This is a genomic window from Pseudoalteromonas sp. Z1A8 (assembly GCF_011378855.1).
Taxonomy (GTDB): Bacteria; Pseudomonadota; Gammaproteobacteria; order Enterobacterales; family Alteromonadaceae; genus Pseudoalteromonas.
In genome coordinates this window covers 36,524-60,612 of sequence record NZ_WTLB01000027.1, presented here as the reverse complement: position 1 = coordinate 60,612, position 24,089 = coordinate 36,524, and the positions used below count along the sequence as shown (strand labels likewise).

Below are 24,089 nucleotides of genomic sequence, written 5' to 3'. Positions count from 1 at the left end.
TGTAATAAAAAACCAAGAAGCGTTTAAGCTCCAAGAAAGTTAAATACGACCTTGAAGCTTAAAATGAGAGATGGTATCTACAGCCAAAATTTAATACCGTGTATAAAATTAACGTGTAGACGCACAACTTGTTGCCGTGACGGGCAGCGCCAATAGGAATAGTTTGACTTACAAAGAGACTAAACACATAAAAGCGTTACTTCTCGCGTGAGCAAACTTCACGCCTACAGCCGAACTTTAATACCGTGTGTAAAATTAACGTGTAGACGCACAACTTGTTGGCGTGACGGGCAAAGCCCGTAAAAAGTAATTTTTTCACAAAAAGATTAATAGACGCTGCGCTTTTAGAAAGTATAAAAAAGCGCGATATAAATATCGCGCTCTTAAATCAACTTTCTACTAGCTCAAATGAATTTACTCTTTTTCATTTTCCATAAAACGTTGTAGCTGATCTTTTAAGTTTGGCGGAATACCTTTAATTACTAGTGTATCGGTTGCTTCGTTGTACGTTACGCGCTCACCTAAGTGTTTACGTTCAAAGCTTACACTTACACCACCACCAAGGCCTGAAAACTTAACCATACTGGTGACGGTTTTTTTATCAACGGGGAAGGTTTCTTCCAAGTCATAGCTTTGCTCTTTGCAAAAACTATCAAACGGGCTGTCATCGCCTTTTGTAAGCGTTGCTGAAAGATCGCTCACACTTGCATCTTCGCCTGTAGTTACGCAATCATTACAGTAATCAAATACTTGTTTACGTAAATCGTCTTTTTCTGATTTATCAAACTGTTGCTCTGATAAATAATCCTCTACGGCACTAAGCATTACTTGGCTTTGCTGTTTTGAATCAATACCCTCTTCACAGCCTAAAAAGTCTAAGAAAAAGTCAGCTACTTTACGACCCGCACGTCCTTTAATAAATGAAATATAACGATTATCTTCTGCTTGCGTATCCCATGCAGTTAAATCGATACGAGCAGCGAGTTGCATGCGAGATATATCTAAATGACGAGAAGCCGCTAAATCCAGCTCTGAAGTCATAGAGTAATGCTCTTTAATGTTAATCATCGCAATTAACATATAATCAGTAGCAACATACTGATAATGACAAAATACTAAATAGCCTGTTTCACTAAATGCATACTTATCAAGTTCTTCTTTTAAAACCGTTGAGGCTTGCTCGGTCATATGCCAAAAGCCTAACTCATCGTTACGGTAGCTTTGCATTGCAGATGCTACAACACTGTTTTTATCACCACTGAAAGCACAGTAACCTTTACCTGGCTTACCATTGTATGCATGATGTAATTGTTCGATAAAAACGGCTACTTTATCGTTAATTACCATCTCATCATTTCGAAGGTGAATTTGCGTATCGTCGTCTTTTTTGTCTACATAATGAACGACTAATTTTTTAACGTCTGTTGTCATCTTTGTTTTTCACGCCTCTAGTGTTAAAATACGAGAATATAACTATTTTATTGAACCAACTGATGCCAATCTTATCAAAATACTCTAATGAAGAAGTAGAACAAATCGTCGATCAGCTTATTGATGTGCTAACTAAACACAATGCGCCGGTTGATTTAAGTCTTATGTGTTTAGGAAATTCTATCACGCATATCTTAAAAGAGCATGTACCAACAGGGAAAAGACAAGCCGTAACTGAGAACTTTGCAAAAGCTCTATCACAGTCGGTTAAATAAACTCTATGAATTTATCGCAGCACAATCAGTTTTCATCAAAAGCGAGTCAGTTGCTAAGCTGGGGGCACTGGTTTACCTTTGCCAATATTGGCTTAGCGTTATTTATTAGCTTAAGCTATTTATTTGCAGACTCGCCACCTACAAGCTTTTTAGGCATTACCTATATGCTAGTTACATGGCTGAGCCATACTAGTTTTATCGCCTTTTTAGCGTTTGTGCTGACGGTATTTCCGCTTAGTTTAATATTCCCCTACCCACGACACATACGTGGCATGGCTGCTGTTATAGCCACGCTAGGCGCATCTCTGCTTACCCTTGATGCTTATGTGTATGTTAATTTGGGTTATCATCTAAGTATATCTGCTTCACCTGAGATTATTTCTCTACTGTGGCATCGTTTAACAAGCTCACCTGCCTTAACCACAATTTTAGCCAGTGGTATTGTTTTACTTATTTTAGGCTTTCAGCTGCTTATGAGTAATTACACATGGCACCACCTTGAACGCTTGAAACAGTTCAAATTTGCTCGATACGCTATCTCATTTCTAATTATTTGTTTTGCTTTTAGTCATAGTATTCATATTTGGGCTGATGCTAATTTAAAATTTGATATTACCAAACAAGATAACGTATTACCGCTTTCGTATCCTACAACAGCTAAAAGCCTACTGGCTAAAAATGACTTACTTGATATAGAAAGCTATGAGCAAGCACATAACGTAAAAATTAATAATCAAAATATTAATTATCTAATGCCAAGCCCGCTCGAAAAGTGCGAAGACTACACACAAGCCAATGTTGATATTTTTGTATTTGATACTCAACAACAACTTGCTGAATTTGTGGACGGTAATAAAAACTTGCACAAAACAGAGCAGTTTTTACAGCCAACAAATCACAACGATACGCTATTTAGCCTAGTATATGGTTTGCCCGCCTTTTATAAGGTAGCAATTTTAGCTGAGCAAACACTTCCTGTATGGCAAAGTCAACGCCGTAGCATTGAAGTAACTGGCGTGGAAGAACTTAGTTTTATTAATGATCAAGCACATAGTGCTAGCGCAATTAGAGTTATTAAAGGTAATAACACCCCTACTGTACGAGATGATAAAACGCAGGTTTTTGCTTTTAGTCTTGCCAACAACAAGCAAGAAGTAGTAACAACATCAACTTTATATAGCTCTGACAAACGTATTTCTAAAGTAGATGGACTTATTCAACCTAGCGATTTAATTGCTACAAGTGTTGGCCAATATTTAAATTGTAAAGCTATTGCTAAGCAAACAATGCTGGGCGTTAACTTATACAAGAAAAAAGATGATATGGGCGTTAATTATTCACAAGGCGTAGTTATAGCCTATAAAAAAGATAGAATTACTTTGATTGACTCAGATGGTAACTTTAAAAACATATCTGCAGCCGAAGGGTTTTCTATTGAACAAAGACTCGACATCCCATTTTTAGTACAGAGCATTAAAAAGCTCAAGACCTTTACCCAATAACCTTGGGTGTGCTGTCTAATAACCTAGCTTGCTATATCGCCAAGCTAGGTTATAGTTTTATATTGTTTTGCTAGCCAAAATATAAAAATCAAGGATGACAGACATGTTTCAAACTCTTCGCTATATCCTCTATTCTAGCTTTTTACTTATCAGTTTTTTTAGCTTTAGCGATACCACTTACTATAAATGTGTAACAGAAAAAGGCACTACCTTTTCTCAACTTCCCTGTGACGACGAAGCAACAACTTATAAAGTTAACACAACGGGTAATCAGTATTCAGGCCCAAAAGTTGATTACACTAAACAACTGAACGAACTAGAACGTGAAAGACTCCTGTCAGGTTTACAGGCAGAGCTACGCAGTAATAACCACAAACTCACAATACTTGATCGTAATAAGCAGCGTGCTGAATATAAACAACAAGAACGGTTAAATCATATTCTAGCCGTTGATGATAAAAAACGTATTACTAAAGATATTACTAAAAAACTAAAAATGATTAATAAAGAGTATAAAAAAGACGTATCGGCCATCGCTAAGCAGATTAAAATTCTCGAAAAAAAGATAGCTAAATACCAATAACTTCTCATTAAATAGCGCGTAATATTTATCTTGGTTTTAAACTTAAAATAACATACCCTTAACACTATAGAGTATAAGCTCTAGGGACTATTAAGGAGTGCAAATGCAGCCTCGCCATATTGCTGAATTAATTTTAACGGGTTTTAAAAAGCACTATCAGTTATTTCAAAAAACAACAGCCAAAGCCCCCCTCGCCTTTGCAAAAAAAGATTGGCAAGCAATTAATGATATTAGCCGTTTGCGTATCAGCTATTATGATGATCGTGTTAACGAAACCACACAAGCTCTAAAAAAAGAAACCCCAACAGAACAGCTTGATGAAAGCCTATGGCTTGAAGTTAAAATAATATATCAACATTTTTTATGTTTCCACCCTCAAGCAGAACTCGCCGAAACCTTTTATAACTCTGTCTTTTGCCGGCTGTACCATAGGCGCTATTTTCATAATGACTTTATATTTGTAGAAGCAACTTTAAAAGATGCGCCTTCGGTGCCTGTAGAGGCAGAATATAGAACGTACTTTCCAGTAGTTGATGGCCTAAAGCCAACAATAAAACGCATTATTAATCATTTTGATTTTAAAGCCCCATTTGTAAATTTAGAGCGTGATATTCGCCTTCTTGTAAAAGCTTTTTATAAACAAGCCCCCGATACTCACCATCAACCTTGGCAAATGCGCTTTGATATTTTGCACACACCTTTTTATCGTAATAAAGCAGCTTATATTGTTGGTCGTGTTGTTTCAAAAAGTGGCGTTCAGCCTTTTATAATCGCCGTATTGCACGATGAAGATAACGGGTTATATTTAGATGCTCTTTTGACTAAGTCATCTCAAATGCGTGTTATTTTTGGCTTTGCCCGCGCTTATTTTATGGTAGAGACCCACGCACCTTCAGCACTTGTTCGGTTTTTAAATCAGCTTATGCCAAACAAAACAATTGCTGAACTTTATAACGCAGTGGGTTTTCATAAGCAGGGTAAAACTGAGTTTTACCGAGAGTTTTTAAACCACTTATCTCACTCTAGTGATGAGTTTACAATTGCACCAGGTACTCCCGGTATGGTGATGATGGTATTTACCCTTCCCTCATTTGGCTATGTTTTTAAAGTAATAAAAGACAAATTTGGTGAGAGTAAACCCTTTGGCCGTGATACCGTATTAAAGCGCTATCAACTGGTAAAAAACCATGATCGCGTTGGCAGAATGGCCGACACCATAGAGTATTCTAACGTCGTATTTCCTTTAGCGCGTTTTGATAGTAATTTACTTGCGCAATTACATAAAACAATTGGCTCATCAATGGTAATTGAAGGCGATTGGTTGATCATCAAGCATTTGTATATTGAACGGCGCATGACACCACTCAATTTATTTTTAGAAAATGCTGATGAAGAAAGCGCCGCAGACGCGATTGAAGAATACGGACAAGCTCTAAAAGAAATGATTGCCGTTAATATATTTCCTGGCGATATGCTGTTAAAAAACTTTGGTGTCAGTAAGCACAAACGTATTATCTTCTACGATTATGATGAAGTTCAATACCTAACCGATATGAACTTTAGAGCGTTACCGAAAGCAAAGTGCTACGACGATTATTTAATGGATGAACAAAGTTACTCTGTTGCACCACAAGACGTATTCCCAGAGCAGTTATGTACATTTGTAATGCCTAATCCTATGTATAAAAATTTTTTTCTCAGCACTCATCCAGAGCTTATAGATGTTAGCTTTTGGAAGCAGGCGCAACAAAATATAAAAAATGGGCAGGTAAGTCATATTTACCCATACCCGACAGCACAGCGATTTATCCATCACTGGTAGACGCAAAGGACACACAATGAATATAAGTAAAATAGATTTAAATTTACTCGTTTACCTCGATACATTGCTTCGAGAATGCAACGTAACACGCGCTGCTAATCAATTGAGCATAACGCAACCTGCAATGAGTAATGGCCTTAAACGCCTTCGTAACTTATTTAACGACCCTATTTTGGTTCGTACCAGCGATGGTATGGTCCCGACAGAGCGCGCTTTGGAGTTACAGCCTGTAATACGTGGCATATTAATGACGCTTGAAGAAACTCTAGCACCTAATCGAGAATTTGAGGCAAGCCAAAGTAAACGTGTGTTTAGAATCATGGCCAGTGATTACGCGGCAAGTACATTAGCCCCAAAACTACTTAGTAAATTGCACGACGAAGCTCCAGACACTACATTAGATATACTTACCCCAAGTGATGTAACCTTTCATGACGTAGAAAACGGTAAAGTAGATATGGCAATCAACCGTTTTGAAAACTTACCTCAGTCTTTTCATCATAAACGCATTTGGAAAGACAGTTTTTGCTGCTTAGTTAAGGCCGATAATCCTATAATTGAAAACTTTAGTCTCGACAGCTACTTAAAAGCACGCCATATATGGGTGAGTAAAACAGGTTTTGGCGTAGGTGTAGGTATGGACCCTAAAGATGTGCAAAAACTTGGTTGGGTTGACGAAGCACTTGCCCACTTTGGAAAACATCGTAACATTGCCACTTTTACGCGTAACTATCATGTAGCGATTCATTTAGCTAAAGAGAAAAATTTGATTGCGACCCTTCCTTCAAAAGCCGCTAATATATACTTAGATGATCCGGGGCTTAAAATTTTAGAACCACCGTTTCCAATTCCTCCTTTTGAGCTTGATATGATTTGGAGCCCGTTGTTACATCGAGATGCAAGTCACATTTGGTTACGTCAAAAAGTAGCTGAAGTAGCTGAAGAGCTAAAATAACTTTATTACACAATATGATGTAAAATTTGCTAGGTTAATACTTGTTCTATTAACCTAGCAACTCCAAAAGAAAAAATAAAACCTTAATAAACAGAAGCTTAAAACAAGGCATCAACTTGGAACACACCTTGCTTTTATTAAATCGAACTATACATCCATTTAATAAAAGAGGTCATTATGAACACCCATCAAGGATCAGAAGTAAATCATATTACTGACATCATTCAAGTTATGAACAGCGGCATCGATTTTTATCAACAAGCACAGGCAAAAGTTGAAGACCCTGCTATTGGCGCACTTTTTCAGCGCATGATAGATGCCCGAAAAGTGAGTGTTGAGCGCTTGCAGCCCTATGCAATTAATGAAAAAGGCGAACGCGAAGATGGCTCTTCTTTCGCAGTCGAAGCACGACGTGCATACACAGCTTTATTAACTACATTCAGCTCACATAACGACAGCACATATGTAAAAGAGCTTGAGGAAGTGGAAGATAAAACCCTTGCAGAAATTAAAGCAGCGATGGATAAACCACAACCCGCTGATTGCGAAGCTGCACTGGCTAAAACATTATTAACAATGCAAAGCTGCCATGCAGAAATGAGCCGTATGCAAAAGCATTAAGCTTACATAACGCATAAATAGAACCCAGCCTAGCGCTGGGTTTTTTATTGCCTCTAATACACCGCCTCGCTTCACGTCGTATTTAAAGTATATTGTTTAAAAAATTCATTTTGAAGGGCTTGATGATCATCAATAAAATCAGCCCAAGCTAAAACCAAAAAAAGGGCCTTACGGCCCTTTGAGTTAAATAACGAAAGGGAGTGTTATTAATTAAAAACGGTATTCTGCGCCTACGTAGTAGTAAGCACCGTTAAATCCAAATGGTGCCGAACGACGTGAGTAGTCAAACACACCTGAGCTACTTATTACTGTGTTGCCACTAGCATCCACAATAGTACCTGAGCGAGAGTTACCTATTTCGTTTTTATCTGGGTAAACGTCAAACAAGTTGTTTGCACCAATGTTTACCGACAAATCTTCAGTAACGAAGTAGTTAACTTTAACGTCAGTTAAAATCTCTGCACCATACGTTTGACGACCACCATCTTCTACTGTGTACTCACCAAAGCGATTAAGTGAAAGGTTAACTGTCCAATCATCACGTTGATAAAGCGCACTTAAGTTAATACGATCCTCTGGTTGCCACTCTTCAATAATAGAGATGTCTTCCGCTGAAAATATATCGTCTACATTTACTGTCTCAAGGCTTGAGCCAGCAGGCGAAAATAACGATACAACATCTGTTTTAGTAAAGTTAGCTGCAAGTGTAAAATCAAGCGTACCGCCTAAACCTTCAGTGTTCCACGTTGCTACAAAATCAACACCACGAGTTTCTGTATCTGCACCATTTAAGAAGAACTGACCTACGCCAGCACCCGCACTATTCAGTGCAGCATCAAGGCTTGTAGATAAACCTTTACCTAAGCGGTCACTAATTACAATACGGTCGTCAATATCAATTGAGTAGTAATCAACGGTTACATTAATATTATCGGTAACGTTATACACAATACCTAAACTACGGTTTTGTGATTTTTCTTCTTTAAGCTTTGGAATACCTAAGCTTTGCGCAAGTGTTGAATCATTTCTAAATGTCCCTACTTCTTCTGCCACTAAGTTACCATTAGTACCAACAACAAATTGCGTACTTACATTGTTGAAGTAAAGCTGTTGCATTGAAGGCGCTCTAAAACCTGAGCTTAATGCACCACGTAGTGAAATATCGTCGGTTACAGACCAGTTACCAGCAAGTTTAAAGTTTACAGTGTCGCCAAAGCCTTTGTAGTTATCGTAGCGAAGTGCACCCGATAAAATTACATCTTCAATTACATAAGCTTCTGCATCTATGTAAAATGAAATTACATCACGCGATTCATCAACTGATGATGCAGGAGACGAGCCACCAAAACCTTGCGAACCACCCGATGCGTCTTCAGAGCCAACACCGCCACTTAAACCGTTGTAAATACTTACACCGTTAGTTGTATCGTAATCGCGGTATGCGTACTCATTGCCTTCTAAAATGCGGTATTCGTCAGTACGTATTTCAGCACCCATTGCTAAAGAATAATCATCAAAGTTTTGCGTAAAATCAATATTGATTGTTTGCAGTGATAATCCCATGCCGTAAGCGTATGCTTCACGTGGGATAGTTGTACGAATATCAGCAGCACTTAAACCTTGGTCATAACGTAAAAAGTTAGCGTATGAGGCATTGATAGTGTCACTTGTCGTGTAATCAATGCTGTTTTCACCGTAGGTATATGATAAATCAAGGCTTGCATCGTTATCAAACTCAGTTTTATAACCAAAGTTGTACGAGATATCGTCGATAGTTGTATTAATTTTTGGTAAGAAGCCTAGCGGAATAGTCGCATCGTTATCTTGCAGTACAGGGTTACCACCAGCATTTGCATTATGACGGAAAAATGCAGCCGACTCGTTTTCGCGTGTTGAGTAAGTAATAAAGCCGTAAAGCTCGCCATCACCTAACTCGTAACCGGTATTAATTGTTAAACCAAACTGCTGAGAATCAGCATCACCAATTCTAAATGTATCTCTATCAGCTGTTAATTCACGCGGATCGCCAGCAAGTAAAGTACCGTCACTTAGTTCTGTACAACCATAAAACTGACAAGAGCCATGTAAACCTGCACGGTTAGTCGGTGCACGGTCACGGTAATTGATAGTTGTATTTAAATAACCGTCATCACCTAGCGCAAAGCCTTTATTAAAATCAAGGTTAATGGTTTCGCCATCGCCTTCAGAATATTGACCGTAGTTAATAGCCGCTTTGCCACCTTCGCTACCATCTTTAAGCACAATATTAATAACACCTGCAATTGCATCAGAACCATACTGAGCAGCAGCGCCATCACGTAATACTTCAATGCGTTTAATTGCAGAGGCTGGAATTGCATTCATGTCAGTACCTGCGGTACCACGCCCAACAGAGCCATTAATATGAATAATACTTGCTTGGTGACGACGTTTGCCGTTAATTAACACCAATGTTTGATCGGGACCTAAACCGCGAAGTGTCGCAGGTCTTAAAGCATCAGTACCGTCACTAATTGCAGAGCTTGAAAAGTTAAATGAAGGGGCGATAGACTGTAGCATACGACCAACTTCTGTTTGGCCTGTATTTTCAAGCGCTTCTGCACTTAAGATATCGACTGGAACGGGTAAATCTTCAACTGAACGTCCTGCTACACGGCTACCGACAATAGCAATTTTTTCAATTTTTTCTTGAGCGACTTCTTCTGCTGCGTTTACACCTTGCGAATTTACTGCAAGTAAAGCTGGTAATACTGCTGCACTGACCGCTGAAAGCTTCATCATGTTGTTATCATTCCTGTTGATTTGTTTGAGTTTTATACTCAGTAAACCATTTTGATCAACAACCGCATCGAGCTCAGTCCCACCTAATAATGCCTCTAGGGCATCTAGCTGAGTGTAAAATCCATAAACTGAATTTGCGTCATACTGCTTTGCCAACTCATAAGAAAACACCACGGTTTGCTCTGTTTGTTTAGCATATTCAATTAAGGCTTTGTCTGCTCGCTGCGCTTTTATATCAAATTGCACCATTTGCCCAGTGGTTTGAGTTGCGGCTTGTACACTCAAGCTAAAAATAGCCGGTGCAAGTACACTCAATCCACTCAATAAATGCGTTTGGTTACTGCGCAACTTATATAAACAGCTGACAAACAAAAATCCTCTATAGTTTTGTTTCTTTTTTTTAATATTTTTTTTACGTTTAATCTTTATAGGTGCAACTTTAGCTAGCATTAGTTTGATTTTCATAACGTCTACTTATGATTCTGTATGGTGTTTTAGCGTTACTACATGCTCACCTAAACGCTCATGATCAATAGAAAAATTAGTCTGTAAACTCTCTAGTAAACCTTCAACGTCACCTGCTTTAAATACCCCAGCTACTTTAATACTGGCGAGCTCGTCTGATGAAAGCTCAAAACGTGTAGCGGTATAACGGCTTACTTCATTTAACGCATCACTTAGCTCTTCTCCATTAAAAATAAGCATGCCATTTTGCCATGCCAAATCGCGTTGTACGTCGTTCATTGAAAGCTGGGTAATTGGTTTTGTAACGCTTTGCTCTATAATTACTTTTTCGCCTGAGGTAACAATATTGGCATTAATTTGACGAATTTTTTGCGTGCTGTTATCTGCAAGTTGATAATCTTTAAAGTCATTTGCATCAACCGCAACACTAGGGTCGGTGATCATCACTTTGCCTTCGGTAACAACAAGCTCTAAATCTGACGAAGTATTGCGCTGTACATTAAAAACAGTACCCAGAGCGGTAAAACTTTTATCTCCCGCCATAACACTAAACGGGCGCGTAGCATCTTTTGCTACATTAAAACGCCCTTCTCCACGGCTTAGCAGCAATTGCCTACGACCTTTACTATAAGCAACTTCTAGTAAGCTATTAGTATTAAGCTGCACTATGGTGCCGTCTGGCAATACATAGGTTGCTTGCTCACCTACTTTTGTTTTGTAAATTTTAGTGTAATTAACTTTTGCAAGCTCTTGGTTATAGCCATTTTCTAAATTAATTAATAAGTAGCTGCATACCATTAGTGCTGCAAATAAACTCGCTGCAATTGAGTAAGAAAACATCCACTTATTTTTTGATGATTTAGTATTGCCACGCTGAGGGAATAAATGACTTAATTCATTTAATACCGAAAGTTCATCCCACAACTGGGCAAGCTCATAAATAGAGTCCTGATGAGCGGTGCTTTGCATCATCCATAATTTAAATTGCTCTTTTTCATCATCAGTTAAACCACGATCAATCGCGCTTATCCAATCACATGACTTTTCTAAAATTAAATCTTTTGAATTAAATTGATGAACATTACTCATTCTGCGACCCTCTTAACGGATATAGGGTGTGCTTGAGCTTTAGGGTGCGTTTGAGAGCCTTGCTCATGTTCACGCATGTACAACATGGTTTGTAACAATCCTTTGGCAATGTGTTTTTCAACAGTGCTTTGGCTTAACTGCATTTGGTCTGCTATCTCTTTTTGGCTCATGCCGTACACTTTTTTTAATATAAAGCATTTACGAATCGATGAACTTAGTTGCTCAGTAGCTCTACAAAAAAGTAAAAAGCGCTCTTTAGATGTATATTCATCTTCGAGCTTCATTGATTTGAGGAGTACGGGTAATTCGTTATCGTTTTCTAACGAATCATTAAATTTATTGTCCCACTTAGCTATATGGTTAAGTGCTAGGTGTTTTGCTGTTTTAAGCATATAACTGCGGGTAAACTGGATGTCTTGCTTTAAATCAGCTTCATAGCTTTTTACAAAGGTTTCTTGCACAATATCTTCTACATCTTCGGGTTGAACAATGCGCGATACAAAGCGTTTGAGCTGCTTAGAAATATCAACAAATGTTGACGTGAACTTTACTTTTTTCGTCATCCTTAACATCCACCTGTTGTTATTATTACCGATAGGTTACGAGTTTTTGATATAAAAACAAGCTCAAATGTTAATTTTGGGTTATTTAAATGGATAGGAAGATCAATGAGTAAAATTTTAGATTATATCCGCCTTAGTTTCTTTGCATTTGGTTTACTACTTGGGGTGCAAATCCCTGCATTTGTGAGCGATTTTGGCCAGGCCTTATCAGCCCAATTAATTGAAGCTAATAATGCAATTGCACCATTTAAAAACGATGCTGCTAAGTATTTTAATAATGATTTAGACAAGCTAATAAAACACTATAAAAATATTGATGATAAGATTGTGAATAAGGGGGCAAGTAATATAAGTACTCTTTACAATCGACAACAAGACTTACAGGTCGCTGTGAATCGGTTTGCTCAATCTCCGTATATATTTACTCTAATCAGTGGCATGAAGGATATAAAGCAACAAGTATGGCAACGCTTTGAAGGTCAAATTATTTTAAAAAAAGACTCTATTATAGCCGCAATTGTTGCAGCTATTTTTATTGCCGTACTAGCAGAACTTACTGGTTATTTATTTTTAACTGGAGCAAAGCGCTCATTTAAACGCTTATTCGCAGCTCAAAAATAACGATTTCATAAAGTCATAAAAAACATCGGTTTTGCGGGTAGTTAAACTATTTTGCGGACGTAAAAACCACACTGGCGCATCATCTTGTGCCATTACACCGGGCATAACTTCAACTAAAACTCCATTTTTAAGATCTTCATTAATCGCTATTTTAGATTTAATAGCTATACCATGGCCTGCAATAGCAGCTTGGGTCATATTATCGGAGTTTGAGATAGTAAAACGGGTTTTAGCATTAAAAGTATGGATTTTTTTATGTTCGTCAAAAAGCTTTAACTGTCGTTGCCACGGTAAACATACCCAATAATGCTCGCTCAATTGCGTTAAATTTTCAGGCATGCCGTATTTTTCTATGTAACTAGGAGCTGCACAAAGTATGCGGCTATTGTTTACTATTTTACGAGAAAGCAGTCCTGAGTCATTTAATTGCCCTACTCTAATAGCAACGTCCTGTGCATCATCAACCACATTTACAAAATGATCCGTTATTAAAAAATCAAGCTTTAGCTCTGGATAAGCGTGCTCCAGCTCATTAAGTCTAGGCATTACATATTTTGAAAAAATCCAAGGCGGCATGGTTACGCGCAATAAACCACTTACTGATGAGCTTCGTGCACCAATACTATGCTCAGCATCGTGAAGTGCTTCAATTATAGCACCCACTCGTGCGTAAAATATTTCTCCGGCGGGAGATAACCGTACTCGTCTGCTGTCTCTAAAAACAAGTACTGTTGCAAGCTCACGTTCTAATTTACTTAAGCGATGGCTTACCGTTGCAGGCGATAAACGCTGCTCGCGCGCAGCAGCAAGCACCCCTTTATTTTCAACTACGGCTATAAATGTTTCTAAGTCGCTTAAATTATACATAAAGATGCCATTGTGCACTTTTCAATGTTTAACATTTTCGAATGAAGCTTTCAGTTTTGCAATGTTTATTTAAATATGTAAAACACTATAATTGCAGATAGTCTAATTATTGAGGTTCAATCATGAGTTTAAAAGCGCAAATAGATGCCTACAACGTACAAAAAGATGCCAAATTACCGACTGACGTTTTGGCATTAATGAACACTACAAACGAAGAACTTATTGCACAGCATATTAAAGATAATGCGTTGCAAATTGGTCAAAAAGTAGAAAACTTCAGCTTAGCCAATCATCAAGGCGAAAACATTGAGCTTGCAGATTTATTAAAAAAAGGCCCGGTAATTATTAGCTTTTATCGTGGTGGCTGGTGCCCATATTGTAATTTAGAGCTAAAAGCACTGAACGATTACTTACCGCAATTTAAAACTCAAAGTGCTCAATTAGTAGCAATATCACCGCAGTTACCTGATGAAACACTCTCAACGGCACAAAAAAACGACCTTGAATTTGATGTGCTTTCAGATGTGAGCAATAAAGTAGCTGAGCAATTTGGTTTATTGTTTACACTTGATGAGCGTATTCAAGCGTTATACACACAATTTGGTATTGATTTTGAACACTACTACGGCGATAAAAGCTTTAAATTACCGCTACCTGCTACTTACGTAATAAATCAAGATGGTGTTATTACATACGCATTCTTAAGTGAAGACTACACCCTACGCGCAGAACCTATTGATGTTATGGCAGCACTTGAATCGGAGAAAAATTAATGTCTATTTTAAAATCGTTAAAAACACTGACTCTTTCATTACTTGTGGGCACAAGCCTTGTATCTGGTTATGCAGTAGCTGATGAAGCAAAAGAACAAACAAAGCCTAAAGTGCTTATTTTTGATGTAAACGAAACCCTACTTGATTTAACGTCAATGCGTACCTCTATTGGTAAAGCACTAGGCGGACGTGAAGATTTATTACCGCTGTGGTTTTCAACTATGTTGCACCATTCACTAGTAGATACTGTAAGCGGTAGTTATCACGACTTCGGACAAATCGGCGTGGCATCACTTCTTATGGTTGCGCAAAACAATAATATTGATATTACTAGTGAACAAGCCAAAACAGCGATTGTTACACCACTTCTAACTTTACCACCACATTCTGATGTTAAAGAAGGACTGGCAAAACTTAGAGCGCAAGGCTATAAATTAGTAAGCCTTACAAATTCCTCAAACAAGGGTGTAAAGGCACAATTTGAAAGCGCTGGTTTAATGTCTTACTTTGATGCGCGTTACAGCATTGAAGATATTAAAATTTACAAACCTGATTTACGTGCTTATGAGTGGGTACTTAAAAAGTTAAACGTAGCACCAAATGAAGCAATGATGGTTGCAGCCCATGGCTGGGATGTTGCTGGCGCAAAAGAAGCAGGCTTACAAACTACGTTTATAGCTCGCCCTGGTAAAGCACTTTACCCATTAGCTAAAAAGCCAGATCACGTGGTGAAAGATTTACATGAATTAGCCGCTCTACTTAAATAAGTATGTGCTGATGAATCAATACCCAAGCGGCCAATGTTAGGATGACATTGGCCGCTTTTTTATAACTAACCCTAAATATGTCTTAGTGTATTTATTTTCATAATCTGTATGTTAAAAATTGAATGTAAACAAAGCATTTAGCCCGCTATGCGTTATTTTATCTGCTAGCAATTTAGTACTCACAACGCTACTATTAAATAAATACGTGGTGGAGAACATAATGAATAGTGAAAGATTAGGTGAGTTTGAGCAGTACTTTCAAATTAATGAAAGTATAAGAGTAAATTTATTCGCCGTATCGAACGGACAAATTCCTAAATCGCAGCTTGAGCTTGAAGACGATATCCCCCCACTATTTAGATTAGCTAATGAAGTGAGTGAGCTTGAGCAAAGCTCGTTACGCCCACTGCGTAACTTAGGCGATATAGCACAAGAGCTAGCTACATTTTTACAAGCGCAGTCACGTAAAATAGATTTAATAATGAGCCATATTTTGGCCTCAGAACAAGCGCAAGATAATGCAATCCAATGTGATAGTTACGGCGGCGGTGGTATTCGCTTTACTTCTCCTGAAGTACACTCAATTGGCCAATCATTCAGAACTAAGCTATTTTTGCACCACGAAGCCTCTGCGGTTTATTGTTACACCGAAGTTGTGGCAGTAGAAAAACAAGATAGCGAACATTATCAATACACCCTGCTTTTCACCGCTATTAGAACCACTGACCAAGAACTAATTGTTAGAGCGAGTTTACATGCTCAAACCCGCCAACTTAAAAAACGTCAAGAATTAGAACTAGCCCAAGATGATTCAAACAACGATAATTAGCTGACATCTTTTTGTAAAATGCTAAACTAGTGTCATCTTAATTAGTATATAAAATTCATGAACTTTAGACTTTTACCAGAATGGGCCAAGCAAGACGCTGTTATGCTTACGTGGCCTCATAAAGACACCGATTGGGCTGATAATTTAGCACGTGTAGAACCTGTGTATGTTGAGCTTGCTAAATATATAACAACGCAGCAACAGCTTGTTATTGTGGCACATAACAGTGCCTTAAAAATGCATATTACAGCATTGCTAAATAGCGCTAATATCTCTCTTAATCGTGTTCATTTTGTAGTAACGCCTACTAACGATACGTGGGCGCGCGATCATGGTCCGCTTACTTGCGCCGCCATTGATACGCCAGAGCAATTAAAAATCTATGATTTTACTTTTAATGGTTGGGGCAATAAGTTTGAAAGTGCATTAGACAATCAAATTAATCGTACATTGGTGAAAGAGCTAAGTAGCAAAAAAAATCAATATCAAGCGCTCGATATGGTGCTTGAAGGTGGCGGTATTGAAATAAACGAGCATGGTGTGTTGCTAACAACCAGCGAATGTTTACTAAATAAAAATCGTAACCCAGATTTAAACCCAGCTGACATAGAAGTACTTTTAAAAGAGCACTTAGGTGCGACGAGCTTTTTATGGGTTGATCATGGCTTTTTAGCCGGTGATGACACCGACAGCCACATTGATACCTTAGTACGCTTTGCTCCAAATAATACCCTTGTATATGTAAAGTGCAACGATAAAACTGATGAGCACTACAGCGCACTTGATGCAATGGAAAAACAACTAAAAGCCTTTAAAACTGCCGATAACACCCCATATAACTTAATTGAGTTACCGTGGCCAAAAGCCGCTTATGACGATGAGCAAACACGCTTACCGGCTACCTACGCTAACTACCTAATTATTAATAATGCTGTGCTTGTTCCAACGTATAATGATGCCAATGATGAACATGCGCTTGCACAAGTTCAAAAAGCATACCCACAACACACTATTATTGGCATTAATTGCCAACCCATTATTGAACAATTTGGCAGCCTGCACTGTATTACAATGCAATTACCTCGTGGATTTTTAGCTGGAGCAGCACTATGACAAGCCCTGCAAAGTTAACCGTTGCGTTAGTGCAACAAAGCAACAACGATAGTGCTGAACAAAATATGGCAAAATCAATCAATGCCATTCGTGAAGCCGCTCAAAAAGGTGCAAAACTAGTTGTACTTCAAGAGTTACACCGAAGCCTCTATTTTTGCCAAACCGAAAATGTTGACGTATTTGATTTAGCCGAAACAATTCCGGGCCCTAGCAGTAATACCTTAGGTGAGCTTGCTAAAGAGCTAAGCATTGTAATCGTCGCGTCTTTATTTGAAAAACGCGCTACGGGCCTTTATCACAATACTGCGGTTGTATTAGAGCAAGACGGTAGCATTGCCGGTAAATATCGCAAAATGCATATTCCTGATGATCCTGGCTTTTACGAAAAATTTTACTTTACCCCTGGTGATATCGGGTTTGAGCCGATTCAAACCTCGGTAGGTAAATTAGGCGTGCTAGTATGTTGGGATCAATGGTTTCCTGAAGCGGCGCGTTTAATGGCAATGGCAGGCGCTGAGGTATTAATTTATCCTACTGCTATTGGTTGGGATATAAATGACGACATTGCTGAGCAAACTCGTCAAAAAGATGCCTGGGTTATTTCCCAGCGTGCTCACGCTGTTGCCAATGGTGTGCCGGTAATTAGTTGTAATCGCGTAGGCCATGAAAGTGACCCAAGCGGACAAAGTGACGGCATTGCGTTTTGGGGTAATTCGTTCATTGCAGGCCCACAAGGTGAGTTACTAGCCGAGGCTAATAATACTGATGAGCAAATTTTAGTGGTAGAAATTGATCAAAAACGCTCAGAAAACGTAAGACGTATTTGGCCGTTCTTACGTGATCGACGAATTGATCACTATAAAGACCTAACAAAAATATACCGAGACTAAGTAACCTGAACTCTGGGTCACAAATATAATGGCTCTTACTTGCTAAGAGCCAACTATAAATGGAGTAATAAATGGCGTTTGAGCAATGGGCAGCCTTGCCTTGGGTAAAATCTCAAAAAGATAAAATTCAATGGGGCCAGCTAAGCGGAAGTGGTTTAAGCATTGCCATTGCTGAAGGTGTTAAACAACAAGATAACTTAGTCTTAATTGTTACGCCCGATACACCAAGCGCACTGCGCCTTGAAACAGAGCTAGAATATTTATTACCCGATAACCCGGTAATGGTATTTCCTGATTGGGAAACTCTGCCATACGATCACTTTTCTCCCCATCAAGATATTATTTCAGCCCGTTTAGCCACTTTAAACACCTTAAAAAAAGAACAACAAAGTGTGTTAATTGTACCTGTATCTACCTTAATGTTGCGCACAGCCCCAGCCTCATTTATTTATGGTTCAACAATCAACTTTAAAGTAGGTGACAAGCTAGACACACATAACTTTCGTGATAATTTAGAGCAAGCCGGTTATTTAAATGTTCAACAAGTAATGGAGCACGGCGAATACGCTATACGCGGCTCTATCGTTGACTTATACCCGATGGGTAGCCCGCATCCATTCAGACTCGACTTTTTTGATGACGAACTCGACACTATTCGTTTATTTGATGTAGAAACGCAGCGTTCTGATGAAAAAGTAGATAAAATTGAGCTACTTCCAGCACACGAATTTCCTACAAATGAAGCCGATATTGAGCGCTTTAGAATAAGCTACCGTGAAAAGTTTGGTGCAAGCTCACAGCAAGACTCGGTATACATGCAAGTAAGTAAAGGTAACTGGCCTGCAGGTATTGAATACTACATGCCGCTGTTTTTTGAAAAGCTAGCCACTATTTTTGACTACCTGCCAGATACAACAACCGTTATGCAACTAGGTGATTTAGAGCATGCGGCAGATAACTTTTGGCATGATGTAAATGTACGCTATGAAAACCGCAGAGTTGACCCACTTCGCCCATTACTTGAGCCCAATACGCTTTATCAGCCTATTGAAGAGCTGTTTTCTAATTTAGGTAACTTTGCACGTATTCGTTTATCCCTTGCAAAACTCGGAACTAAAGCAGGTAATAAAAACTTAAGCGTTAACGAACTGCCGGCTATTCGAATCGATCATAAACAGCATGAACCTTATGGCGCGTTTATAAATTATGTAGCAGAGCAAAAAAAGAAAAAAGGCCGCATATTACTCAGTGTTGAATCGGATGGTCGTCGCGAATCATTACTGAGCATTTTAAAACCAAGCGGTTTAAAATTTAAAGAATTTGAAACACTCGAACAATTTACAAAAAGCGCGAGTGATGTGGGTTTAATAGTAAGCCCGCTTGAGCAAAGTGTGGTACTGGGTACTAAGCCCAGCCTTTCTATTATTACCGAGCAAGAACTGCTTGGCATTAAAGTATCTCAGCGTAGACGCCGCAAGCACAAGTACGAAGCCAGCCAAGATGCACTAATCCGTAACTTAGCCGAGCTTAAGGAAGGTCAACCTGTTGTGCATCTCGATCATGGTGTTGGGCGTTACCAAGGTTTGCAAACAATTGATGCTGCAGGTGTAGTTACTGAGTTTGTTACGATTACTTACGCAAGTGAAGCTAAATTGTACGTGCCAGTATCTGCATTGCATATGCTGAGTCGTTACTCTGGTGGTGAAGAAGCCAGCGCCCCGCTGCATAAGCTTGGTTCAGATGCATGGGAAAAAGCTAAAAAACGAGCGGCTGAAAAAGTCCGCGATGTCGCCGCCGAATTACTCGACATTTATGCACAACGCCAAGCAAAACCTGGTAATAAATTTACCCTAGATGCCCCTGCATATCGTCAATTTAGCGATAGCTTCCCGTTTGAGGAAACTGATGATCAGCGAAGCGCCATAGAAGCCGTATTAGGTGATATGCAATCAAAGCAAGCGATGGATCGCTTAGTGTGTGGTGACGTAGGCTTTGGTAAAACAGAAGTAGCCATGCGTGCTGCTTTTGTAGCGGTTAACGATGATAAACAAGTGGCAATTTTAGTGCCTACCACTTTGCTGGCTCAACAACACTTTGAAAACTTTAAAGACCGTTTTGCTGATTTTCCTATTGAAGTTGGTGTACTTTCGCGTTTCAACTCAACTAAAGAACAAAAAGACACGCTTGAGAAAATGGCCAACGGTAAGCTCGATATAGTTATCGGCACGCACAAACTTATTCAGCAAGACATTAAGTTTAACGACTTAGGTTTACTCATTGTTGATGAAGAACATCGCTTTGGTGTACGCCAAAAAGAAAAGATTAAAGCACTACGTGCCGATGTAGACATACTTACACTCACTGCAACGCCAATACCGCGTACACTTAATATGGCTATGAGTGGCATGCGTGATTTATCAATTATCGCGACCCCGCCAGCTAAACGTTTAGCGGTTAAAACCTTTGTACGCCAACGCGATGTAGAACTAATACGCGAAGCGGTACTGCGTGAAATTAAACGCGGTGGCCAAGTTTACTTTTTACATAACAATGTAGAAACTATTGAGCGTGTTGCACAAGAGATCAGTGAATGGGTGCCTGAAGCAAGCGTAACCTCAGCTCACGGTCAAATGCGCGAGCAAGAACTTGAGCAAATAATGACTGACTTCTATCATCAAAAATACAACGTGTTGGTATGTACCACGATTATAGAAACCGGTATCGATGTACCTACAGCCAACACCATTATTATGGATAGAGCAGATAAACTCGGCCTTGCACAGTTACACCAATTACGTGGGCGAGTTGGCCGAAGCCATCATCAAGCCTATGCTTATTTACTGACTGGTGACCCAAAAGCCCTTTCTAAAGATGCGAGTAAACGCTTACAAGCAATCGAATCGTTAGAAGATTTAGGCGCAGGTTTTGCCCTAGCAACACACGATTTAGAAATTCGTGGTGCGGGTGAGTTACTTGGCGACGATCAATCAGGTCAAATGCAAACTATCGGTTTTAGCTTGTACATGGAAATGCTCGAGCAAGCTGTAAATGCGCTACGTGAAGGTAAAGAACCAACACTTGAAAACCTACTTAAAAAGCAAACCGAAGTGGATTTAAAACTGGCTGCACTATTACCTGATGATTACATACACGATGTAAATGCACGTTTAGGTATGTACAAGCGCGTTGCAAGTTGTGCTAACCTTGATGACATGGATGAACTGCAAGTTGAGTTGATAGACCGTTTTGGTTTACTGCCAGATGCTGCTAAAAACTTGTTTAGCCTGCAGCAACTTAAAATGCAAGCCAGTAATTTAGGCATTACAAAAATTGAGGCTAATCCTAAAGGCGGTTACTTTGAGTTTAGCCAAGATACCAAGGTTAACCCTAGCTTCATTATAGGTTTGATACAAAGTGCGCCTAAGGTGTACAAAATGGATGGCGCGAATAAACTGCGCTTTGCTATTAGTGAGGCTAATGCCCGCGAACGCTTAAAAATGGTCACTGCAATGATTGCAGATTTCGAAAAAAAGGTTAGCCATTAATGTTGCTAAAAAAATCGCTTGTTATTTTATGCTGCTTATTTAGTAGCACTGCATTTGCAGAGCGTTGGTTTGAGGTTGAGGTGCTGGTATTTAAACAGCGCCCTGCTCCATATTTACAAGAAGACTTTACCCTTAAGCACAAAGCTATTGAGGATAAAAATTCTCTAGATTTAATGACGCCACTTTACACAGAGCAAGCAATGCAAGCCTGTATAGATGGCGATGAGCGTTTTCAAAAACGCTCTTTTACCGATTCCTTAGTTAATTCAAACCCGCAATCGGGTGTATGCAGTGACAGTACAGACTACATACAAAGCTATGATGAGCTACCTGTCACACCTCTAGCCCCCGCTAAAGATGATATGCAGCAAACTTATTTATTAGCGCCAGAACAACTGCAATTTAAAGCGCAGTACCAACAGCTAGCTCGCAAAGGATTAACACCTATTCTACATACTGGTTGGCGCTTTGAAGGCGCAAGTAAATCGCGTGCACCAAGTATGCATTTAATAGCAGGTAAACACCTTAAAAGTGATTCCAACGTAACCCCTAGCTATTCAAATCCTGATTTTGTAAGTTTATTAAATTCACAACCTGAACTATTTAACGACCCAGACCAATCAAAAGCAGAGTGGGAACTAGACGGTTTATTTAAAATACACTTGCGACATTATTTATACATTACAGCTAATTTTGATATTAGCCAAAAGCTAGAAAATGGCGATATAGAGTCAGCCCGCTTTTCTCAGTTTAGACGTGTAATAAGTGGTGAAGTACATTACTTTGACCACCCACGAATGGGCATGATCGTCCAAATCAGAAAATTCAAACATTAATACTAAGTAGGATATAACAATGAAAAAACTCCTTATCATCGCAGCTACATTAAGCCTTGCGGCTTGTTCTAAAGTAAGCCTTGAAAGCTACGAAAAAATTAAAGTAGGTATGGATAAGACTGAAGTTGAAACCATTTTAGGCAGTGCTGATAACTGTGTTGAAAAAACACTGCATACTAATTGTGTGTGGGGCGATGAAGCGAAAAATATCGAGATCACGCTAGTGTCAGACAAAGTAACTTTATATAGTAAACATGGTTTAGCTAATAAATAAATTTAAAAAAAAGGACTGATTTTATCAGTCCCTTTTTTATTCATAAGCTTACTTTTTCGAGTAAATAAGCTCAATATTGACGATTTTACTGCGATTTAACGTTATTTTATAGCGTTGGTAAAGTGTTCTATCTTCCTCAGTCAGCACAAGCACCATGTTAAGTTGGTAGCGCCGCTCAACCGCCTGTTTAGATATTTTATTACTGTCTAAATGATATAACTTCCCTTCACCACGTTTTAAATAACGCGCAAATGGCGCAAGACTAAATTGCAGAGTTTGTTGCAAGGTATCGTAACCGGGTAAAAATTCTTTTGCACTTACACGCGTTTCACTCGCAAAATGTAACCACTGCGCAGCTTGTTTATTTTGCTGTCGACGTTTTGAAAATATAGACTTTACTTCTTTAGGGATTTTTTTAAAGCGTGTGTATTCAAGCCAAATTAGCTGACTCGCTATTTTGTCTTTGGTAATACTATTTTTAAAACTAAATCGCCACTTAGGTCGCCCTTGTACAATAGCTCGCCAAATCATACGCGTAATATCTTCTTTAAATATTTCACGTAGCCCGTAAATAACCCCTAAAATTAAAATAAGCGTCGCGGTGACTTCAGTAAATGTTGAGCGAGCATTAAGTATTACAACCATCACAAATGCCATTATAACGGCTGTTACCGTGCCCTTAACTAATCGCTTAAGGTAGCTATTAAGAAACCGCGTTTGACGCTGTAATATTACGCCGTGCTCAATTAAGCGTTGTAACAAGCGCATTTTATTTGTTATTCGATTAGCGTCTTGCATGGTGGTTTCAGAATTATAGTTTTTGTCGGCCCGATACGCATTTTCGTTTTTACAAAACTGCATTAAATCGTTACGTTCTTTTGCATAATCGCTACTACGGGGCCCTTCATCTAAAAGCTTTAAAAAAGATTGCTCAACATGCCAACTTAAATAGTTATCAGCATTGGTAAAAAATGGCAGTAGCTTTTCGTCATCTGGTGTATAGCGGCGCAGCTTTTTTAAAAGCCCCTCACTTTGTTCATATACTTCGTTAGCACGTTTATAAAAGTCTTCGGCTTCGTCAATTTTTAACGCGTCTTTTATATCGGCATCAAGGGCTAAACGTACTTGATAACAAAATAAGTTAAGATTTTGACGATAATCTTGTTGCTCACCTTTATTTTTACTCACAAAGCGGCTTCGAACCAAAGGCAAGTGTATATTATTCGCGTTATACGCTAAATGAGATTTGAAGTGGTTATTAAAATATGATTCTTCGGTAAGCGTTTGCGGATTAATCCCCATTTCATTAGGGATAGAAAAATACAGATCTATGCGCTGTTCAGAACGAGGAGTTAGTTCTGGCTCAATGACAAAAGATAAGTTTTCATCTTGTTTTAACAATCAGTTCTCCTTCTAAAATATCGTTTTAGTTTACTTGTCTCCTTTGTTTTGTTCAATAAAAAAGGCCCAGTAAATACTGAGCCTTA

The 24,089-nt window shown here is 38.8% G+C and carries 21 protein-coding genes; 15 read left to right on the top strand and 6 right to left on the bottom strand.

Annotation, left to right across the window (positions count from 1 at the left end):
• Positions 1-414 precede the first annotated feature (414 nt).
• Positions 415-1,431, bottom strand: coding sequence for a nucleoid-associated protein YejK (yejK, locus tag GQR55_RS12035; protein WP_121955650.1), 1,017 nt, complete (start codon positions 1,429-1,431; stop codon positions 415-417).
• A 62-nt stretch (positions 1,432-1,493) separates the two neighbouring features.
• On the opposite strand from yejK, the gene GQR55_RS12030 reads away from it, so the two are divergent.
• The 6 genes from GQR55_RS12030 to GQR55_RS12005 all read left to right on the top strand — a co-directional run bounded on the left by GQR55_RS12030 (position 1,494) and on the right by GQR55_RS12005 (position 7,189).
• A complete protein-coding gene (locus GQR55_RS12030) occupies positions 1,494-1,706 on the top strand; it encodes a DUF1414 domain-containing protein (RefSeq protein ID WP_007375276.1) in 213 nt (70 codons plus the stop codon).
• A 5-nt stretch (positions 1,707-1,711) separates the two neighbouring features.
• Positions 1,712-3,208 carry a DUF3413 domain-containing protein gene (locus tag GQR55_RS12025; protein ID WP_166420795.1) on the top strand — a complete coding sequence of 499 codons (1,497 nt, stop codon included), beginning with the start codon at positions 1,712-1,714 and terminating at the stop codon, positions 3,206-3,208.
• Between the two features lie 103 nt (positions 3,209-3,311).
• On the top strand, positions 3,312-3,791 hold the full coding sequence (locus GQR55_RS12020; RefSeq protein ID WP_166420794.1) for a DUF4124 domain-containing protein: 480 nt from the start codon (positions 3,312-3,314) through the stop codon (positions 3,789-3,791).
• 103 nt (positions 3,792-3,894) lie between these two features.
• The gene (gene aceK, locus GQR55_RS12015; RefSeq protein WP_166420793.1) at positions 3,895-5,613 is read left to right on the top strand and encodes a bifunctional isocitrate dehydrogenase kinase/phosphatase; all 1,719 of its coding nucleotides are present in this window, start codon (positions 3,895-3,897) and stop codon (positions 5,611-5,613) included.
• A gap of 16 nt (positions 5,614-5,629) precedes the next feature.
• Complete coding sequence (locus GQR55_RS12010) at positions 5,630-6,568, top strand: LysR family transcriptional regulator (protein ID WP_166420792.1); 939 nt, start codon at positions 5,630-5,632, stop codon at positions 6,566-6,568.
• 177 nt (positions 6,569-6,745) lie between these two features.
• A complete protein-coding gene (locus tag GQR55_RS12005) occupies positions 6,746-7,189 on the top strand; it encodes a PA2169 family four-helix-bundle protein (RefSeq protein WP_166420791.1) in 444 nt (147 codons plus the stop codon).
• Between the two features lie 210 nt (positions 7,190-7,399).
• On the opposite strand, the gene GQR55_RS12000 is transcribed toward GQR55_RS12005, so the two are convergent.
• The 3 genes from GQR55_RS12000 to GQR55_RS11990 are packed head-to-tail and all read right to left on the bottom strand — an operon-like array spanning position 7,400 to position 12,087.
• On the bottom strand, positions 7,400-10,435 hold the full coding sequence (locus GQR55_RS12000) for a TonB-dependent receptor (protein ID WP_166420790.1): 3,036 nt from the start codon (positions 10,433-10,435) through the stop codon (positions 7,400-7,402).
• A gap of 9 nt (positions 10,436-10,444) precedes the next feature.
• The gene (locus GQR55_RS11995) at positions 10,445-11,524 is read right to left on the bottom strand and encodes a FecR domain-containing protein (protein ID WP_166420789.1); all 1,080 of its coding nucleotides are present in this window, start codon (positions 11,522-11,524) and stop codon (positions 10,445-10,447) included.
• Positions 11,521-12,087: a sigma-70 family RNA polymerase sigma factor gene (locus tag GQR55_RS11990; RefSeq protein WP_166420788.1), complete on the bottom strand. Its 567-nt coding sequence runs from the start codon at positions 12,085-12,087 to the stop codon at positions 11,521-11,523. The genes GQR55_RS11995 and GQR55_RS11990 overlap by 4 nt, the downstream gene beginning before the upstream one ends.
• A gap of 105 nt (positions 12,088-12,192) precedes the next feature.
• Between GQR55_RS11990 and GQR55_RS11985 the strand changes: the two genes are divergently transcribed.
• Positions 12,193-12,708 (top strand): DUF2937 family protein, encoded by a 516-nt coding sequence (locus GQR55_RS11985; RefSeq protein ID WP_166420787.1) that lies wholly within the window; start codon positions 12,193-12,195, stop codon positions 12,706-12,708.
• Here the strand turns inward: GQR55_RS11985 and GQR55_RS11980 are convergent.
• Positions 12,688-13,575 (bottom strand): LysR family transcriptional regulator, encoded by an 888-nt coding sequence (locus tag GQR55_RS11980; protein WP_165739734.1) that lies wholly within the window; start codon positions 13,573-13,575, stop codon positions 12,688-12,690. The two genes, GQR55_RS11985 and GQR55_RS11980, sit on opposite strands and share 21 nt — an antisense overlap.
• A gap of 122 nt (positions 13,576-13,697) precedes the next feature.
• Here GQR55_RS11980 and GQR55_RS11975 point away from each other — a divergent pair, with 122 nt between their 5' ends.
• The 8 genes from GQR55_RS11975 (at position 13,698) to GQR55_RS11940 (ending at position 22,602) form a co-directional block, all read left to right on the top strand.
• Complete coding sequence (locus GQR55_RS11975) at positions 13,698-14,348, top strand: peroxiredoxin-like family protein (RefSeq protein ID WP_166420786.1); 651 nt, start codon at positions 13,698-13,700, stop codon at positions 14,346-14,348.
• Positions 14,348-15,115 (top strand): haloacid dehalogenase type II, encoded by a 768-nt coding sequence (locus GQR55_RS11970; protein WP_165739737.1) that lies wholly within the window; start codon positions 14,348-14,350, stop codon positions 15,113-15,115. The genes GQR55_RS11975 and GQR55_RS11970 overlap by 1 nt, the downstream gene beginning before the upstream one ends.
• A gap of 220 nt (positions 15,116-15,335) precedes the next feature.
• Entirely contained in the window at positions 15,336-15,944 is a 609-nt protein-coding gene (locus GQR55_RS11965) for a PilZ domain-containing protein (protein WP_165739739.1), read from the top strand.
• Positions 15,945-16,001: 57 nt separating this feature from the next.
• Entirely contained in the window at positions 16,002-17,057 is a 1,056-nt protein-coding gene (locus GQR55_RS11960; RefSeq protein ID WP_165739741.1) for an agmatine deiminase family protein, read from the top strand.
• Positions 17,054-17,947, top strand: a complete 894-nt coding sequence (locus GQR55_RS11955) for a carbon-nitrogen hydrolase (RefSeq protein WP_166420785.1) — start codon at positions 17,054-17,056, stop codon at positions 17,945-17,947. Before GQR55_RS11960 ends, GQR55_RS11955 begins: the two co-directional genes overlap by 4 nt.
• Positions 17,948-18,018: 71 nt before the next feature.
• The gene (mfd, locus tag GQR55_RS11950; protein ID WP_166420784.1) at positions 18,019-21,492 is read left to right on the top strand and encodes a transcription-repair coupling factor; all 3,474 of its coding nucleotides are present in this window, start codon (positions 18,019-18,021) and stop codon (positions 21,490-21,492) included.
• Positions 21,492-22,328: a peptidoglycan binding protein CsiV gene (locus tag GQR55_RS11945; RefSeq protein WP_166420783.1), complete on the top strand. Its 837-nt coding sequence runs from the start codon at positions 21,492-21,494 to the stop codon at positions 22,326-22,328. The genes mfd and GQR55_RS11945 overlap by 1 nt, the downstream gene beginning before the upstream one ends.
• Positions 22,329-22,347: 19 nt before the next feature.
• Positions 22,348-22,602 carry a hypothetical protein gene (locus tag GQR55_RS11940; protein WP_010554066.1) on the top strand — a complete coding sequence of 85 codons (255 nt, stop codon included), beginning with the start codon at positions 22,348-22,350 and terminating at the stop codon, positions 22,600-22,602.
• Between the two features lie 48 nt (positions 22,603-22,650).
• Here the strand turns inward: GQR55_RS11940 and GQR55_RS11935 are convergent, their stop codons facing one another.
• Positions 22,651-24,003 carry a hypothetical protein gene (locus GQR55_RS11935; RefSeq protein WP_024599138.1) on the bottom strand — a complete coding sequence of 451 codons (1,353 nt, stop codon included), beginning with the start codon at positions 24,001-24,003 and terminating at the stop codon, positions 22,651-22,653.
• Positions 24,004-24,089 lie beyond the last annotated feature (86 nt).